The following is a 15,416-nucleotide window of genomic DNA, read 5'->3' as shown; positions in this document are numbered from 1 at the left end:
CTGCACCGTGCCCTCAGCCGTGCGGCGCCTCGGATATCTTGCTCTCCGGCTTTCCCAACGTCTTGCAGTAGGTCGACACCGACAGACGGGTCGCCGAGATCTCCAGATTCGATGGGTCGGCACCGCTTTTGTCCTTGAGCATCTTGGTGATTTCGTCGTCCTGCTTCTTCTCGTCCTGGTCGACGAAGTCCTTGCACTTCGTGTCGCCGCCGGTGTTGATCACCTGCGAGGCCGAACAGCCGCTGGAAATCAGCACGCCCAGCGCAAAGGCAGCAAACGCAATGTTTCTCATCATCGCCACTCCCCTATGCCTCGCGCCCGAACAGGCGCAGCAACCAGAGCAGGATGATCGCGCCCAAAATTGCGGTGAACAGGGTGAACCACCAGCCGCCGCTCGCCGTGTCGACGACGAAGCTGAGCAGGAACCCACCGATCAACGCTCCGACGACACCCACGACTACGTCGGCGAGCAGACCATATTTGGTCTTCATGGCCATACCCGCGATCCAGCCGGCAATAGCGCCGATCACGATGTAGCCGATCCACCCCACACTGGTCAACGTTGTGGAACGGGCCAGGAATTCGGTGGCCGCCACTGCGTTCATGGTGATCTCCTTTTCGACACCTTTAGCGCCGCCCGGTCAGCGCCGCGGAGGATTCATACCCGTTCTTCGCGGCGGCTAATCACCCATCGCTGCTGTTCACCATTGGACCGGAAAATGAATTGATAACCGATGCAATAGATTCGCCCGCTCCGAGTTATCCCGAGCCCTTCGGCAGCTGGTAGGCGAACGACTTCTCCTGGCGCTGCTTCATCTTCTCCAGGCACTGGTGGTGCTTACGGGCGTGGTAGGCCAGCGGGAAGTAGGTGAGCCGGTCGGGCAGCACGCGGTAGGCGACCCGAATAGCGGTGTAGATGCGGGTGAGCTGACGCTGCTCGTCGGCACTCCAGGTGACGCCGAGCTTCTCGCGAAGGCGCGGGTCCAGCAGCCCGACCACCGACAGGTAGTTGAACCGCATGGCGGGTCTTAATGCGGCCTGCACCAGCGGCGCCAACAGTTTCGGCACCGTCGGCGGCAGCTCGGCCTTCCCGGACTGCAGGTCGGCGATCAACTGCCGCGCCTGCGGCGTGCCGCGCAGGGTGTCGATCATCCGCTCGTAGTAGTCGGCCATCTCCTGCTGCGACTCGGGATAACCCCGCATCGGCACGTGCAGCAGCCGGGCCAACCGGCGGTTGTCGCGCAGCAGCTCTTCCTTTTCGGCGTCGGTGAACTCGCGACCGATCATCAGTCGCCCGGCCTGGGCGTTGATGATGTAGCCGGTGGCAATCACCCACTGGTAGGACTCCGGATGCAAGGCGCTGATCTGTTTGCCGGTTTCGGCGCTTTTCATCGTGATGGGTTTGTGCAGGGCGCGAACGCGATCGCCCTCGGCTTTGGCCTCGGTTCCGCCGTAGGTCCAGCGCAGCACCGAGTCGACCGAGCGGATCGCCCGGCCGCCCGGGTCGCCGTGGAAGGCCGCCGAGTAGCGGCCGGTGACCTCGGCGATGACCGGATGCATGGCCTGCATCATGAACGCCGCGCCCTCGAGGATCAGGAAGGTCCATCGGCCGGTGTGCTCGGCGGTCAGCGATTCCGGTGGAATGAGTTCGATCTGTTCGAGGTCCTCGATGTCCTCGACCTCCTGGGCGGGCTGGTGAGCCTCGAGGTCGGGTGTTGAGGTCATCGGATTCCCCTGTCTTCCCGTGCTATCTGATCCTGGCGCCGACGCTAATGTGCACGTACGGTCGCATACAAGTCGCGTTAGGAGGTCAGGTGAACGTGCGTAGTCCCAGTTCACGGCACCGAAAGTCGCCACAGCAGGCGCGTTCCCGTGAGATGGTCGCAAAAATAGTGACGTCGACGGCGTGGCTGTTGCACCGGCACCCGCCCGAGCAGATCACCACCAACCTGATCGCCGAGACAGCCGATATCAGCAAGGGATCGATCTATCAGTACTTCGCGAACAAGGAGCAGATCATCGACGCCGCGGTGGAGCGCCTTGCCGCCGAACAGGCACCCGCGATCGAGGACATGCTGCGGGCGATCACGCTGGACCGGCCGGCCTCAGCTATGGAGGCATCGATCGACATTCTCATCGACTACACGATCGCCAACCGGCGACTGATCCGCTATCTGGCACAACGGCCCGATCATCTGCGCGCGTTCGAGAACGTCTCCGGACTCAACGCCACCTTGTTGGCGATGACCACACTGCACATGAGTCACTACCGCAGCCAATACCGCGACGAACTGAGCCCGAGCGCTCTGGCTTGGTTGTTCTTCAACATGGCCGTGGCAACCACCATGCGCTACATCGAGTCCGACGACCCCATCTCGCTCGACGAACTGCGGGCCGGGCTGAAGTTCGCCTCGGCCGGGCTGCTGGCGCCCAGCTCGTAGGGTTAGCTCGCGCCCGCCGTGATCACCTCGTTGACCTCGACGGCGCGCGCGGCCATCTCGGCGTGCGCCCGGTCCAGGGATTCGGCTTGATCCTCGTCGGCCTTCATCAGGGCCTCGATGTCGAAACCGGCCATGTCGAGCACACCCATGTCCCGAAACGCCTTCTGCACCTTGGGGCCCCACAACCCGATGTCCTTGACGATCGGCACGATGCGACTGAACAGGTGCGACCGGAACTGGATCATCAGCGGTGACGAGTCGACCCATTCCGCGCACTCTTTGACGTTCATGCCGAGGGTCTCGAAGACCTCCTCGCCGCGGAATCGGTCGCGCATCAGGTAGCAGGCATCCACGACAAACTCTTCGCGGTCGTCCCGTTCAGCGTCAGTGAGCTCGGAATAGTAGTCCTTCAACGAGATTCGACCGAAGGCGACATGGCGGGCCTCGTCCTGCATGACGTAGGCCAGCACCTTCTTGGCCAGTGAGTCCGGTGCCGCCAGGTCACGCTGCACCCCGAACGCCGCCAGCGCCAGCCCCTCGATGAGGACCTGCATGCCCAGATAGGGCATGTCCCAGCGCGAGTCACGCAGGGTGTCATCCAGCAGCGCGGTCAGGTTCTTGTTGATCGGGTAGACGAGGCCGATCTTCTCTTGCAGGAACCGCGAGAAGGTCTCGACGTGCCGGGCCTCGTCCATGGTCTGGGTGGCCGCGTAGAACTTCGCGTCCAGATCCGGGACGACCTCGACGATCTTGGCCGCACACACCATCGCGCCCTGCTCGCCGTGCAGGAACTGGGAGAACTGCCAGGCCTGGGAGTGCTGGCGCATCTCGGCTCGGCGCGCGTCGTCCGCGGCCTCCCACATCGGGCTGCCGAACAGTGGATGGAACTCGTCGGGCAGACCCACCGGGTTCATCGGATCGACGTCTTGGGACCAGTCAATGCGTGACTGGGCATCCCACTGCTTGTCCTTGCCCTTCTGATACAGCGACAGCAGCCGGGATCGCCCGTCGTCGTACTCCCACGTGAAGCGCGCGTCGCCGGCGCTGGGGACCTCCCACGAGTACGGCGTGGGAACGTCGGTGTACTTGTCCCTTGTGGTCATGCGCTGCCGCCTTTACCGGGTGTGACCAGTGGTCTCATGACGTGTATCACACTGCGCCGCGGGCGCCGGCGCGTCAAGGATGGCGGGGCCGAAACCTTCGTCGCGGCCCCTCTCGAATCGCCGACCGAAGGCCCCGCAGTGAGCGAAGATCGTCGGCATGGACGGCAACGACGCACGAGCGCGGCGTGCGGCGGCGGAACCCCGGACTGACCTGACGCTGCCGCGCTTGCGGAACGTCATCTGGCTGATGCCGGCCGCCTACCTCCTGCACATCGTCGAGGAATACCTCGGCGGGTTTCCCGCGTGGGTCACCCATGACGTCCACGGCCGCTTCGACAACGCCGCCTTCGCCGCCAACAACGTCGCCTTCATGGCGATCCTGGTGACGCTGGTCTACGCGAACTACCGAAGGCAGACCCTGCCTCGCAGCGCTGCGTTGGTTGCCTTCGCCAGCGCAAACCTGTTCTGGGACGCACTCTTTCATCTGGCGATGACGCCGACTCTCGATCGGTATTCGCCCGGCGTCGTCACCGCCATGCTGCTCTACTACCCGATCTGCCTCGTAATCGGCACCGTCACCATCAAGGAGAGGGTCCTCACCAGGGGCCAGTTCACCCTGGCCCTACTGGGTGGTCTGGCGCTGTTCGCCTTCGTCGTTTGGTACGGGCTGTTCCACTTCGCCGTCTGACCACAACGAAGTCATCGACGCAGAGACGGTGCCGACGATCGAGAAGGGTTCCACTGCCCGGCCAATCCGCAACGCGCGCCGCGGAGCACTCCTACGCTCCTGACATGCAGACAGTCCTGTTCAAGCTCGGATTGCTCCTGTTTCTGCTCGGCCTGCTCACCGGGCTCGCCATTCCCGCGTGCAAGAACCCTCGCATGGCGCTGTCGAGCCATCTGGAGGCAACGCTCAACGGAATGTTCCTGGCGCTGTTGGGCCTGCTGTGGCCACACATTCATTTGCCCAACGCGTGGGGAGTTACGGCGGTCTCACTGATCGTCTACGCCGCCTACGCGAACTGGCTGGCGACACTGCTCGCGGCGGCATGGGGCGCCGGCCGGAAGTTCGCCCCGATCGCGGCGGGGGATCATGCGACATCAGCGGGCAAAGAAGGGATCGTCGGCTTCCTATTGGTGTCCCTCGCAGTGTCGATCGTGGTAGGCGTGATCATCGTCATCGTCGGACTCTGAGGCGCCGCCTGCCGACCACGAGCTGGTTACCCCTCCCGCGTCCTTGCCCAACCCCCGGGCGGCGCACGACCGGAATCCTCGTCGAACAGCCCGGTCAGGGGCGGTTGCCAGCCCCTGCACCACCGACACCACCCTTACCGGGCGTCGTGCCGTCGTGAGCCGTGCCAGGAGCGCCGCTTTCACCGGGCGTGTTGCCCGACGCACCACCAGCGCCACCAGGACCGCCATCGCCGCCATCGGTCTCAAAGTGGACGGGACCAACGTCGTACGTGGCGCCCTTGCCGCCGTCGCCGCCGCTCCCGCCACTGCCGCCGCGACCCGTGGCGCTGGTGCCACCTGTGCCGCCGCCACCGCCGTCACCACCGGTTCCCCGGATATTGCTTATCGCGCTCTCGCTGGCACCACCGGCGCCACCATTTCCACCGCGGCCTCCAGCACCGGTGCCGGCGCTGGAGCCACCGGCGCCGCCCTGGCCGCCGTGACCGCCGTTGACCTTTCCGGCACCAGCAGCACCGCCGCCGCCGCCGTTGCCCCCGTTGCCTGCGGTGTGACTTCCCGTGCTGGAACCTCCAGCGCCGCCGGCGCCACCGTCGGCTCCGTTGCCATTGTGGAGATCACCACCGGCGCCACCCTGACCGCCATTGCCACCATCTCCGTTGACGCTGTCGCCCCCGGCGCCTCCCGCACCGCCGGCACCCGAGGTCGCAGCTCCCTGATTGGTCGTGCCGCCGTTGCCTCCGGCTCCCCCATTGCCGCCATCCCCAGCAATGGCGGAGCCTCCGGCGCCTCCCGCGCCACCTACACCCGCAAAGCCATCGTTGCTGTTGCCGCCGGCGCCGCCAGCACCACCGGTCCCACCGTGGTTATCCCCGCCGTCGGCGCTGCTGGTGGCTGCACCGCCGATACCCCCGGCACCGCCGGCGCCCGCGTACCCCCTGGCAGCACCGCCGGCACCTCCATTGCCACCAACGCCGGCATGGTAGCCAATACCACCGTTACCGCCGGCGCCGCCGGAACCTCCATTGCCCCAGCCGGTCTCGCTGCCAGAGCCGCCGTTGCCACCACCGCCGCCGTTGCCGCCGTTGCCGATCGCGCCAAGCGTCTTACCGCCGAGACCGCCATTGCCGCCGTTGCCACCGGACCCACCGTTGGCTCCGGAACCGCCGGGACCGTCCGCTGATTCGCCGGCCATGCCCACGCCACCCTGGCCGCCATTGCCGCCGTTGCCGATGGACTGCGCATTGCCGCCATTACCGCCAACGCCCCCGGCGTAGTCTCCGTCGGCACCTACCCAGCCCGCGCCACCTGCGCCACCGCTACCGCCATTGCCCATCAACTGGCCACCGGTACCGCCGTTCAGACCGGCGGTGGCCGCGGTCATGATGCCGTCATTCAGGGAGGCCGCCGCCCCGTTGCCGCCGACTCCACCGTTACCGATCAATCCCGCGTCACCGCCAACGGTTCCAGCTGCACCAATGACAACGTCGCCGTTCTGGTCCAACAACACGCCGCTGCCGCCATCACCGAACAGCCATCCGCCGTCTCCGGCGGCGACGACGTTGCCGGCGTCATCGAGGTGAGCACCAACGCCGTGACAGATGAGGCCGCACGAGTCGCCATAGGCGAACAACGGGTTGATCAGGTCGAAGACGCGGGTGGCGACCACGACCTCGCCGAAACCGTGGATCGCACCGTAGAGCGCGCTGTAGACGTCCACGAGGCCCTGATCCGCTGCGGCCAACGGGTCCGTGGCAGCCGCGGCGGAGGCATCGAGCCAGCCGCCGAAATCCCAGATGGGGGCCGACGTGGCACTGAACGAGTCGATCAGCGACTCAACGACATCCTCGAAACCGAAGCCTGCCTGTGCGGTCGGCGCCGTCTCCAGCGGGGCGAGCCCAAGCGCGACGAGTGCGCAAACCATGCCGCCCGTTCCGACGATGCGCCGGGCAACCTCGCCAGTTTGGCTCTGTGATTGCTTCACGGTTCTACGGGCGAGAGACATGCAGAAATCCATCCTGTGGTTTTTCTGTTAGAAAGGCAAATAATTGCTGTGTGTCCCGCGCACGGTAGCGGCTGAACGCAGCCGTATGAAAACTTCCGCACGAAAACGCCCCCGGCCCATCAGGACCGGGGGCGTTTCGTGCGAACTGACTAGTGCGCGTGCCCGTGATGGCCGTGGCCGGCGTGCGCGTCGACCTCGACGGGCTTGTCGACAACCGCGGTCTCGGTGGTCAGCACCATCCGCGCCACCGACGCGGCGTTGAGCACCGCTGAGCGGGTCACCTTCACCGGGTCAATGACACCGTCGGCGGCCAGGTCGCCGTAGGACAGCGTCGCGGCGTTGAAGCCCTGTCCGGCCGGCAACTCGGCGACCTTGCTGGTCACCACGGCACCGTCGACGCCGGCGTTGGTGGCGATCCAGTACAGCGGCGCGCTCAGCGCAGCGGCGAACACCTCCGCGCCGGTCGCCTCGTCGCCGGTCAGCGCCAGCCCGGCCAACGCCGCGCGGGCCTGTACCAGCGCCACACCGCCGCCGGTGACGATGCCCTCCTCCACCGCAGCCTTGGCCGCCGCCACCGCGTCTTCGACCCGGTGCTTGCGCTCCTTGAGTGCGGTCTCGGTGGCTGCGCCGACCTTGATCACGGCCACGCCGCCGGCCAGCTTGGCCAGCCGCTCCTCGAGCTTTTCGCGGTCCCAGTCGGAGTCGGTCGCCTCGATCTCGGCGCGCAGTTGCTTGACCCGCCCCGCGATGGCCTCGGCAGTCCCGGCGCCGTCGACGATCACGGTGTCGTCCTTGCTGACCACCACCCGGCGAGCGGTGCCCAGCACATCCAGGCCGGCCTCCCGCAGCGTCAGGCCCACATCGGGGTTGACCACCTGAGCGCCGGTGACAATCGCGAGGTCCTCCAGAAACGCCTTGCGGCGGTCACCGAAGTAGGGCGCCTTGACGGCAACGGCCTTGAGCGTCTTGCGGATTGCGTTGACCACCAGGGTCGACAGCGGCTCGCCCTCGACGTCCTCGGCGATGATCAGCAGCGGCTTGTTTGCCTCAACGACCTTCTCCAGCAGCGGCAGCAGGTCCGGCAGCGAGCTGATCTTGTCGCGGTGCAGCAAAATCAGGGCGTCTTCGAGGACGGCTTCCTGCGAGTCGAAGTCGGTGACGAAGTACGCCGACAGGAAACCCTTGTCGAAGCCCACACCGTCGGTGATCTCCAGCTCGGTGGACAGAGTCGAGGACTCCTCCACGCTGACCACGCCGTCGGTCCCGACCTTGGTCATCGCCTCGCCGACCAGCTCACCGATCTCCTCGTCGCGCGAGGACACGTTGGCCACCTGGGCGATCGATTCCTTGCCGGAGACCGGGATGGCCGCGGCCAGCAGCGCTTCGGACACCGCGTCGGCGGCCTTGGCGATACCGGCGCCCAGCGCGATCGGGTTGGCGCCGGCCGCAACGTTGCGCAGCCCGCCGGAGATGATGGCCTGGGCCAGCACGGTGGCGGTGGTGGTGCCGTCGCCGGCCACGTCGTTGGTCTTGGTGGCCACCGACTTCACCAACTGGGCGCCGAGGTTCTCGAACGGGTCTTCCAGGTCCACGTCGCGGGCCACGGTGACGCCGTCCATGGTCACCGTCGGGCCGCCGAAGGACTTGGCCAGCACCACCGTGCGGCCGCGCGGGCCCAGGGTCACCCGGACTGCGTCGGCGAGCTTGTTCACGCCGGCTTCCAACGCCCGGCGCGCGGCCTCGTTGAACTCAATCTGCTTGCTCATAGCTGTTTAAGCCCTTTTCTCTACGCGTGCCGCCCCGGACATCACCCGTATTACGGGGATCTCCGGGGCGGGCACGGTGGTTGCTTTGTGGCTACTTGCCGACGATGGCCAGCACGTCGCGCGCGGACAGGATCAGGTACTCCTGGCCGCCGTACTTGATCTCGGTGCCGCCGTACTTGCTGTACACGACGACGTCACCCTCAGCGACGTCCAGCGGGATCCGCTTGCTGCCGCTCTCGTCCCACCGGCCGGGGCCGATGGCAACGACAGTGCCTTCCTGCGGCTTCTCCTTGGCAGTGTCCGGAATGACCAGACCAGAAGCGGTCGTGGTCTCGGCCTCGTTGGCCTGAACGAGGATCTTGTCCTCGAGTGGCTTGATGTTCACGCTCGCCACGATTGGAGCCCTCCACATTGTCTGGATGCGACCCGGCCGATGCCGAGCCCATCGGAACGTACTTACTTAAGGTGTTCGGCATTCGTACGAGCCCTCGCGTCGTCGTCGCGGGTGCCGAGCGAGAATCCGACCGACTGCCACCTAGCACTCTATACATGAGAGTGCTAGCACTCAAGGTGACCCCGCTGCGAATCGGTCAGGAGATCTGGCCCTGCACCACCGGCAGGCCCGGGTTGGTGGCCACGTCCAGGGGCGACGGCGCCGCCCCGGCGGCGATCAGGTGTGCCGCGAACGACGCGATCATCGCCCCGTTGTCGGTGCACAACCGCAGCGGCGGGATGCGCAGCGTTAAGCCTGCTGCCGCACAGCGTTGTTCGGCGAGTTCACGCAACCGGGAGTTGGCGGCCACCCCGCCGGCGATCAGCAGGGTGCTGACCCCCAGATCAGTGGCCGCGCGCACCGCCTTAGCGGTCAGCACGTCGGCGACCGATTCTTGGAACCCGGCCGCCACGTCGGCTGGGACGAAGTCCGGGTTGCGCTCCACATAGCGGGCCACCGCGGTCTTCAGGCCCGAGAAGCTGAACACGTACGGGTCGTCGCGCGGGCCGGTCATCCCGCGCGGGAACACCACCGCACTGCGGTCGCCGGTGCGGGCCAGCTCATCGAGCACCCGCCCACCCGGATAGCCCAGCCCGAGCAGCCGGGCCACTTTGTCGTAGGCCTCCCCCGCCGCGTCGTCGACGGTGCTGCCGAGTTCGACGATCGGCTCCCCCAGCGACCGCACATGCAGCAGGTGGGTGTGGCCGCCGGAGACCAGCAGTCCCACGCACTCCGGCAGCGGGCCATGGGCATAGACGTCGGCGGCCAGGTGCCCGCCCAGGTGGTTGACGGCGTAGAACGGCACTCCCCAGGCCGCCGCGTAGGCCTTGGCCGCGGCCGCACCCACCAGCAGCGCCCCGGCCAGGCCCGGCCCGATGGTGGCTGCGACTGCGTCCGGACGGCGGTCCTCTCCCAACCCCGCCGTTGCCAACGCCCGGCGCATGGTGGGGCCCAACGCCTCCAGGTGCGCCCGGGAAGCGATCTCGGGCACCACCCCGCCGAACCGGGTGTGCTCCTCCACGCTGGAGGCCACCTCGTCGGCCAGCAGCGTCAGGGTGCCGTCGGATTCCAGGCGGGTGATGCCGACACCTGTTTCGTCGCAAGAGGATTCAATGGCCAGGACTACTGTCAAGATCGGGCCTCCCGCCGCATGGTGTAGGCGTCGGCGCCATTGCGGTAGTAGCGCTTACGAAGTCCGGTCTCGACGAAACCGACGTCGCGGTAGAGCGCGATCGCCGCGGCGTTGTCGGTGCGGACCTCCAGGTACACGACGCCGCCGTCGGCGTACTCCAGCAGGTCGGTGAGCAGTCGCCGCCCGATGCCGCGCCCCTGGTGTGCCTTGTCCACCCCGATGGTGTGCACCTCGTATTCGAACGGCGCGGTGCGCCCGAGCCGCGCGATTCCGCCGTAGCCCACCACGGCGTCGCCGATCCGGGCGGCGACGTAGTGGTTGTCACGAGCATCGATCGCCCGGCTGAACGCCTCGGCCGGCCACGGATCGTCGCCGCCGAACAGTTGGGCTTCCAGTTCGGCGCAGCGCAGCGCGTCGCTGTGAACCAGCGCGCCCAGCGTCACCGGCGCAGCGACGGTCGCTGGGGGCTTGGCGTCGGGGCGACGCAGGTACAGCGGTACCAGCGATTCCGGCGCCTCATTCCAATCCCGCACTGCGGCAACCAGTCCCGCAGGAGTCGGATATGTGACGTCAAGGATCGGCAGGCCGAACAGCTCGGTGTGCGCAGGCGAGCCGGCCACCGCAACGGCGTCGGCCGGGTCGACGGCGGCCGGGGCACACACTGCCGGGCCCGCCACCCGGGCCCCGTCGCGATAGCGCGCCCAGTAGACCTCTCGACGTCGGGCATCGGTGACCACCAGGGTCGGTCCGGAAGTGCGCACGCCGATCGCGTCCAGGCTGCACACGCCGTACACCGGGATGCCCAGGGCGTGGCCATAGGCCGCGGCGCTGGCCATCCCGACCCGCAGGCCGGTGAACGGTCCCGGTCCGCAACCCACTACGACCGCGGCCAGATCGGCCATGGTCAGGCCTGCATCGGCCAGTGCGCCCAGCACATTGGGGGTCAGCCGTTCGGCGTGCGCGCGGGCGTCGGGGGTGACCCGCTCGGCCAGCACGGTGCGGCGGTCGGCGGCCACCACGCCGGCGGTGACGGCGGGGGTGGCGGTGTCGATGGTCAGAATCGCTCCGGTCACGGCGCGTGCCACCGCCAGGTCGCGGTGCGTGTCTCGCAGTCCGCCGCGCGGTCCAGCCGAATGTCCAGGTGCCGGTCGGAGAGCCGCTCGGCCAGGCCTTCACCCCACTCCACCACGACGACGGCGTCGTCGAGTTCGGTGTCAAGGTCCAAAGAGTCCAGCTCGGCCAGCAGGTCCAGGCCCGACTCATCGAGCAGCCGGTAAAGGTCGACGTGAATCATCGCCGGGCTGTCCGGCCGGCGGGCCCGATGTTCGCGGGCCAGCACGTACGTCGGCGAGGTGACCGGACCATCGACATCCAGTGCCGCGGCGATCCCCTTGGCCAACACGGTTTTTCCGGCACCCAGCGGACCGGACAGCACCACCACGTCGCCGGCTCGTAGCTGTTCGCCCAGCCGGGCTCCCAGCGCGACGGTGTCCTCGGCGGTGGACAGGGTCGCCTCCTGCGGATCAGCCACTGCGCCCGGCCTTTCGGCGCAACCGGTGCGTCAGCATGCCACGGCGCGGAGTGGCGCGCTCCACCAGTCGCACCAGCGCCTCGTCGATGACATCGGGTTCCTCCAACTGCACCAGATGCCCGGCCCCGGGCACGATCACCAGCTCACAATCCCACAACGTGGCCGCCATCGCCCGCGAGTACCCCGGTGGGGTGAGCAGGTCCTGGTCGCCACAGGCGACCAGGGTAGGGATCTTGGCCAGCGTCGGCAGCGCGGCACTCTCGTCGTGGACTTCCAGGGCGTGCAGGAAGCCCACCATGGTGGCGACCGGGGTGGAGTGCATCATCTCCTCGGAGTAGGCCACCACACTCGGGCTGATCTGGTCGGTGCCGTAGGAGGCGGCCCGCAGAATCGGTGCGATCACCCCGCGCGCCGCGCCGCGGCCCCGGTGCACCAGTTTCGGCGCGTACCGCACACTGAACTGCACGGCTTCCAGCGCCGGGTTGCGCAGGATCTGCCCCAGCGGAGACCGCGAAACCCCTTTGGCGGCCGACGATATCAACGCCGCACCGACAATCCGGTTGCCGTAGCGCTGGGGAAACTGCCGTGCGTGCGCCAACACCGTCATGCCGCCCATCGAATGGCCTACCAGGACGATCGGTCCGCGCGGCACGGCCGCCCGCAGCACCGCCTCCAGATCCTGGCCGAGCCGCGGCACGGTGTAGGTGCCCGGTGGGGCAACGCTGGAATCCCCGTGCCCGCGCTGGTCGTAGAAGACCATGCGCACCTGATCGCCCCACTCCGCTGCCAGCCGCGCCCGCTGAAAATGGAACGAGCCCATCCGCAGACAGAATCCGTGCGCGAACACCACGGTCAGCGGTGCATTGCGCGGACCCACGTCGCGCACCGCCAGTTCCACGCCGTCGTCGGTGACCACCACCGAGCTGTGGTCGTGGTCGAGAATCTCGAAATCCTCATCGGCGTAAGCGTCTTCGGCGGTGGTGCGTCGCGTCACCGACCGGGCGATGGTGCTTCCGGCGATGGTGCCGACGGCCGCCAGACCGGCCACCCCCGCCAGCCAGCCGCCGGCCCGCCGCGACCCGCGCCGATTACCCGCCATCGGCGCCCCGATAAGTCCTGGCGACCCGCCCGCGCGGGCTGTTGACCACCTCATAGTGGATGGTGCCCAACACGTCGGCCCAGTCCTGGGCCAGCGGTTCGCCGTCCGCTCCGGACCCGAACACGATGACCTCGTCACCCTCGGTGACGTCGACGGGGCCGGGACCCAGATCGACGACAAACTGGTCCATGCAGACGCGCCCGACGCTGCGCCGACGTCGGCCGTTGATCAACACGTCGAACCGTCCGCTCAGCGGTCGGAACACCCCGTCGGCGTAGCCCATCGGCACCAGTGCCACGGTGGTGTCGACCGGGGCGACCCAGGTGTGCCCGTAAGAGACGGCCTCGCCGGCTTTGATCGGACGAACCAACACCACAAGCGATTTCAGCGTCATCGCCGGAATCAGGCCCATGTCGCCGCGCTCGGGGATGGGGCTCAGGCCGTACATGGCTATTCCCGGCCGAACCATGTCGTAGGCCAGGTCGGGGCGGGTCATCGCCCCTGCCGAGTTGGCCAGGTGCGCGACCGGGAACTCCAGGCCCTGCGCGCGCGCCACAGTCAGCAGGTCGGAAAAGCGTTGCGCCTGAACATCGTTGACCGGGTTGTCAGTCTCGTCGGCGCAGGCCAGATGCGACATCAGGCCACGCACCCGGATCGCGTCGTCGGCGACGGCCCGCTGCAGCGCGGTCACCAGTGCCGGGAAGTCGGCGCCGCCCACCCCGTTGCGGTTCATGCCGGTGTCGGCCTTGACCGTGACGGTCGCGGTGCGCCCGGTGCGCTCCACCGCATCGAGCAACTCGTTCAGCTGCGCCACTGAAGAGACCGCGATCTGTACGTCGGCGGCCAGGGCGGGAGCGAAGTCGGCGTGCGGCCCGTGCAGCCATGCCAGCACCGGTGCGGTGATGTCGGCCGCTCGCAACGTCAGCGCCTCGTCGACGGTGGCCACCCCGAGTTCGACCGCACCGGCACCCAGCGCGGCGCGGGCCACCGGGACGGCGCCGTGGCCGTAACCATCGGCCTTGACCACAGCCATCACCCCGGCGGCGCCGGCGTGTTCGTCCAGCACCCGCACGTTGTGGGCAATGGCGTCCAGGTCCACCAGCGCCTGCGCCAGCAGGCCGGACGTTCGGGATACGGCAGTCATGTCAGGTTCGATTGTCCCAGAACCTCCCAAACCGGCCCGTCGGATCGCCGAGTGTGCGGTTTGATCGGCCTCAAAGCCGTTTTGCGACCGAGAACACACACTCGGCCGCAGCGCTCGCCTGATCAGTGCGAAAAGTGCTGCTGATCGTCGTAATGGCCCGCGGGCTTGACCCGGTCCAGCGCGGTCACCGATTTCATGATGTCGTCGAAAAGCGCGCGGGCGAGATCCGCCGACAGCCCCTCGCGGACCACAACGCGCAGCACCGCGACGTCCTCGGCGCCCTCCGGCATGGTGTAGGCCGGCACCTGCCAGCCGTAGGTGCGCAACTCGTGGGACACGTCGAACTCGGTGTAGCCGCGCTCGCCGGCCAGCCGGCAGCTCACCACCGGGATCGCCGAACCGTCGCTGATCACCTCGAAGTGCTCAGAAGCGGCCAACTGGTGGCTCAGCCAGCGGGCGGTGTCGGACAGGGTCCGCATCACCTCGGTGTAGCCGGCGCGGCCCAGCCGCAGGAAGTTGTAGTACTGGCCGACGACCTGGTTGCCCGGCCGGGAGAAGTTCAGCGTGAATGTCGGCATGTCGCCGCCCAGGTAGTTGACCCGGAACACCAGCTCCTCGGGCAGGTAGTCGGCGCTGCGCCACACCACGAAGCCGATGCCCGGATAGGTCAGGCCGTACTTGTGGCCGCTGACGTTGATCGAGACGACCCGCGGCAACCGGAAATCCCACTTGAGGCCCGGGTGCAGGAAGGGCACCACGAATCCGCCGCTGGCGGCGTCCACGTGCACCGGCACGTCCGGCCCGCTGCCGGCGGCGAGGGTGTCCAGTGCCGCACAGATCTGCTCGACGGGTTCGAGTTCCCCGGTGTAGGTGGTGCCCAGGATGCCCACCACGCCGATGGTGTTCTCGTCGACGGCGTCGATCACCTGTTCGGGGGTGATCACGTAGCGGTCCTGGCCCATCGGCAGGTAGCGGGGTTCGACGTCGAAGTAGCGGCAGAACTTCTCCCACACCACCTGGACGTTGGAGCCCATCACCAGGTTCGGAGTGCGACCCTTCCAGTCGTCACCGACCTGCTGGCGCCAGCGCCACTTCATCGCCAGCCCGCCCAGCATCACCGCCTCGCTGGACCCGACGGTGGACACCCCGATCGCGCTGGCGGGGTCGTCGTCGCGCAGGTTCTCGGCGTGGAACAGGTCGGCGACCATGGACACGCAGCGCTGCTCAATGGCCGCGGTGGCCGGGTATTCGTCCTTGTCGATCATGTTCTTGTCGAACGACTCCGCCATCAGCGCCGACGCTTCGGGGTCCATCCAGGTGGTGACGAAGGTGGCCAGATTCAGCCGAGAGCTGCCGTCGAGCATCAGCTCGTCGTGGATGAAGCGGTAGGCGGTCTGCGGGTCCATCGGGTCGTCGGGCAACCGCAGCGCCGGGACCGGCGAGGTAAACATCCGGCCGGTGTAGGCCGGAGCGATGGCATGCGCCGGCACGGACGGGTGGGAATGGGTCAC

General features: G+C 67.6%; 16 protein-coding genes and 1 pseudogene. 3 read left to right on the top strand and 14 right to left on the bottom strand.

The annotated features are described in order from the left end of the window. Positions 1 to 13: 13 nt before the first annotated feature. From ACJH5R_RS09970 to ACJH5R_RS09960, 3 genes are all read right to left on the bottom strand, one after another. Positions 14 to 295 (bottom strand): hypothetical protein, encoded by a 282-nt coding sequence (locus ACJH5R_RS09970; protein ID WP_406781831.1) that lies wholly within the window; start codon positions 293 to 295, stop codon positions 14 to 16. A 10-nt stretch (positions 296 to 305) separates the two neighbouring features. Continuing rightward, on the bottom strand, positions 306 to 605 hold the full coding sequence (locus tag ACJH5R_RS09965; protein ID WP_046285240.1) for a GlsB/YeaQ/YmgE family stress response membrane protein: 300 nt from the start codon (positions 603 to 605) through the stop codon (positions 306 to 308). Positions 606 to 759: 154 nt separating this feature from the next. Continuing rightward, complete coding sequence (locus ACJH5R_RS09960) at positions 760 to 1,725, bottom strand: oxygenase MpaB family protein (RefSeq protein WP_406781830.1); 966 nt, start codon at positions 1,723 to 1,725, stop codon at positions 760 to 762. A 152-nt stretch (positions 1,726 to 1,877) separates the two neighbouring features. On the opposite strand from ACJH5R_RS09960, the gene ACJH5R_RS09955 reads away from it, so the two are divergent. Then, positions 1,878 to 2,441, top strand: a complete 564-nt coding sequence (locus ACJH5R_RS09955; protein WP_406781829.1) for a TetR/AcrR family transcriptional regulator — start codon at positions 1,878 to 1,880, stop codon at positions 2,439 to 2,441. 2 nt (positions 2,442 to 2,443) lie between these two features. Here ACJH5R_RS09955 and ACJH5R_RS09950 read toward each other — a convergent pair whose 3' ends face one another. Then, complete coding sequence (locus ACJH5R_RS09950) at positions 2,444 to 3,544, bottom strand: ferritin-like domain-containing protein (RefSeq protein ID WP_406757661.1); 1,101 nt, start codon at positions 3,542 to 3,544, stop codon at positions 2,444 to 2,446. A 157-nt stretch (positions 3,545 to 3,701) separates the two neighbouring features. On the opposite strand from ACJH5R_RS09950, the gene ACJH5R_RS09945 reads away from it, so the two are divergent. Together ACJH5R_RS09945 and ACJH5R_RS09940 are read left to right on the top strand one after the other, a co-directional pair. Further along, a complete protein-coding gene (locus ACJH5R_RS09945; protein WP_406781828.1) occupies positions 3,702 to 4,232 on the top strand; it encodes an HXXEE domain-containing protein in 531 nt (176 codons plus the stop codon). Between the two features lie 104 nt (positions 4,233 to 4,336). Next, a complete protein-coding gene (locus ACJH5R_RS09940) occupies positions 4,337 to 4,738 on the top strand; it encodes a hydrogenase (RefSeq protein ID WP_406781827.1) in 402 nt (133 codons plus the stop codon). A 94-nt stretch (positions 4,739 to 4,832) separates the two neighbouring features. Here ACJH5R_RS09940 and ACJH5R_RS09935 read toward each other — a convergent pair whose 3' ends face one another. From ACJH5R_RS09935 to ACJH5R_RS09890, 10 genes and pseudogenes are all read right to left on the bottom strand, one after another. Continuing rightward, positions 4,833 to 6,659: a hypothetical protein gene (locus ACJH5R_RS09935; protein WP_406781826.1), complete on the bottom strand. Its 1,827-nt coding sequence runs from the start codon at positions 6,657 to 6,659 to the stop codon at positions 4,833 to 4,835. A gap of 230 nt (positions 6,660 to 6,889) precedes the next feature. Beyond that, positions 6,890 to 8,506 (bottom strand): chaperonin GroEL, encoded by a 1,617-nt coding sequence (gene groL / locus ACJH5R_RS09930; protein WP_406781825.1) that lies wholly within the window; start codon positions 8,504 to 8,506, stop codon positions 6,890 to 6,892. Positions 8,507 to 8,597: 91 nt separating this feature from the next. Continuing rightward, complete coding sequence (groES, locus tag ACJH5R_RS09925; RefSeq protein WP_406757670.1) at positions 8,598 to 8,900, bottom strand: co-chaperone GroES; 303 nt, start codon at positions 8,898 to 8,900, stop codon at positions 8,598 to 8,600. A 196-nt stretch (positions 8,901 to 9,096) separates the two neighbouring features. Next, complete coding sequence (gene tsaD / locus ACJH5R_RS09920) at positions 9,097 to 10,131, bottom strand: tRNA (adenosine(37)-N6)-threonylcarbamoyltransferase complex transferase subunit TsaD (protein ID WP_406781824.1); 1,035 nt, start codon at positions 10,129 to 10,131, stop codon at positions 9,097 to 9,099. Continuing rightward, positions 10,128 to 10,574 (bottom strand): ribosomal protein S18-alanine N-acetyltransferase, encoded by a 447-nt coding sequence (gene rimI, locus ACJH5R_RS09915; protein ID WP_406781854.1) that lies wholly within the window; start codon positions 10,572 to 10,574, stop codon positions 10,128 to 10,130. The genes tsaD and rimI overlap by 4 nt, the downstream gene beginning before the upstream one ends. A gap of 15 nt (positions 10,575 to 10,589) precedes the next feature. Further along, a pseudogene (tsaB, locus tag ACJH5R_RS09910) lies at positions 10,590 to 11,216 on the bottom strand (tRNA (adenosine(37)-N6)-threonylcarbamoyltransferase complex dimerization subunit type 1 TsaB); the annotation flags it as partial. Continuing rightward, complete coding sequence (gene tsaE / locus ACJH5R_RS09905) at positions 11,201 to 11,662, bottom strand: tRNA (adenosine(37)-N6)-threonylcarbamoyltransferase complex ATPase subunit type 1 TsaE (RefSeq protein WP_406781823.1); 462 nt, start codon at positions 11,660 to 11,662, stop codon at positions 11,201 to 11,203. The gene tsaE and the pseudogene tsaB, both read right to left, overlap by 16 nt. Beyond that, positions 11,655 to 12,761 carry an alpha/beta fold hydrolase gene (locus tag ACJH5R_RS09900; protein WP_406781822.1) on the bottom strand — a complete coding sequence of 369 codons (1,107 nt, stop codon included), beginning with the start codon at positions 12,759 to 12,761 and terminating at the stop codon, positions 11,655 to 11,657. The genes tsaE and ACJH5R_RS09900 overlap by 8 nt, the downstream gene beginning before the upstream one ends. Then, positions 12,751 to 13,905: an alanine racemase gene (alr, locus tag ACJH5R_RS09895; RefSeq protein ID WP_406757674.1), complete on the bottom strand. Its 1,155-nt coding sequence runs from the start codon at positions 13,903 to 13,905 to the stop codon at positions 12,751 to 12,753. Before alr ends, ACJH5R_RS09900 begins: the two co-directional genes overlap by 11 nt. A gap of 122 nt (positions 13,906 to 14,027) precedes the next feature. Further along, positions 14,028 to 15,416 carry a glutamate decarboxylase gene (locus ACJH5R_RS09890; RefSeq protein ID WP_406757675.1) on the bottom strand — a complete coding sequence of 463 codons (1,389 nt, stop codon included), beginning with the start codon at positions 15,414 to 15,416 and terminating at the stop codon, positions 14,028 to 14,030.

It is taken from the genome of Mycobacterium sp. SMC-19 (assembly GCF_045310815.1).
Taxonomy (GTDB): Bacteria; Actinomycetota; Actinomycetes; order Mycobacteriales; family Mycobacteriaceae; genus Mycobacterium.
This window is presented reverse-complemented; position numbering and strand designations above follow the sequence as displayed.

Excerpts from the sequence above, each read along its gene's own strand:
- ACJH5R_RS09950 (WP_406757661.1), bottom strand. The coding sequence starts at position 3,544 with ATGACCACAAGGGACAAGTACACCGACGTTCCCACGCCGTACTCGTGG.
- ACJH5R_RS09955 (WP_406781829.1), top strand. The coding sequence starts at position 1,878 with ATGGTCGCAAAAATAGTGACGTCGACGGCGTGGCTGTTGCACCGGCAC.
- groL (WP_406781825.1), bottom strand. The coding sequence starts at position 8,506 with ATGAGCAAGCAGATTGAGTTCAACGAGGCCGCGCGCCGGGCGTTGGAA.
- ACJH5R_RS09960 (WP_406781830.1), bottom strand. The coding sequence starts at position 1,725 with ATGACCTCAACACCCGACCTCGAGGCTCACCAGCCCGCCCAGGAGGTC.
- ACJH5R_RS09935 (WP_406781826.1), bottom strand. The coding sequence starts at position 6,659 with ATGGTTTGCGCACTCGTCGCGCTTGGGCTCGCCCCGCTGGAGACGGCG.
- ACJH5R_RS09965 (WP_046285240.1), bottom strand. The coding sequence starts at position 605 with ATGAACGCAGTGGCGGCCACCGAATTCCTGGCCCGTTCCACAACGTTG.
- ACJH5R_RS09945 (WP_406781828.1), top strand. The coding sequence starts at position 3,702 with ATGGACGGCAACGACGCACGAGCGCGGCGTGCGGCGGCGGAACCCCGG.
- alr (WP_406757674.1), bottom strand. The coding sequence starts at position 13,905 with ATGACTGCCGTATCCCGAACGTCCGGCCTGCTGGCGCAGGCGCTGGTG.
- ACJH5R_RS09970 (WP_406781831.1), bottom strand. The coding sequence starts at position 295 with ATGATGAGAAACATTGCGTTTGCTGCCTTTGCGCTGGGCGTGCTGATT.
- ACJH5R_RS09900 (WP_406781822.1), bottom strand. The coding sequence starts at position 12,761 with ATGGCGGGTAATCGGCGCGGGTCGCGGCGGGCCGGCGGCTGGCTGGCG.
- ACJH5R_RS09940 (WP_406781827.1), top strand. The coding sequence starts at position 4,337 with ATGCAGACAGTCCTGTTCAAGCTCGGATTGCTCCTGTTTCTGCTCGGC.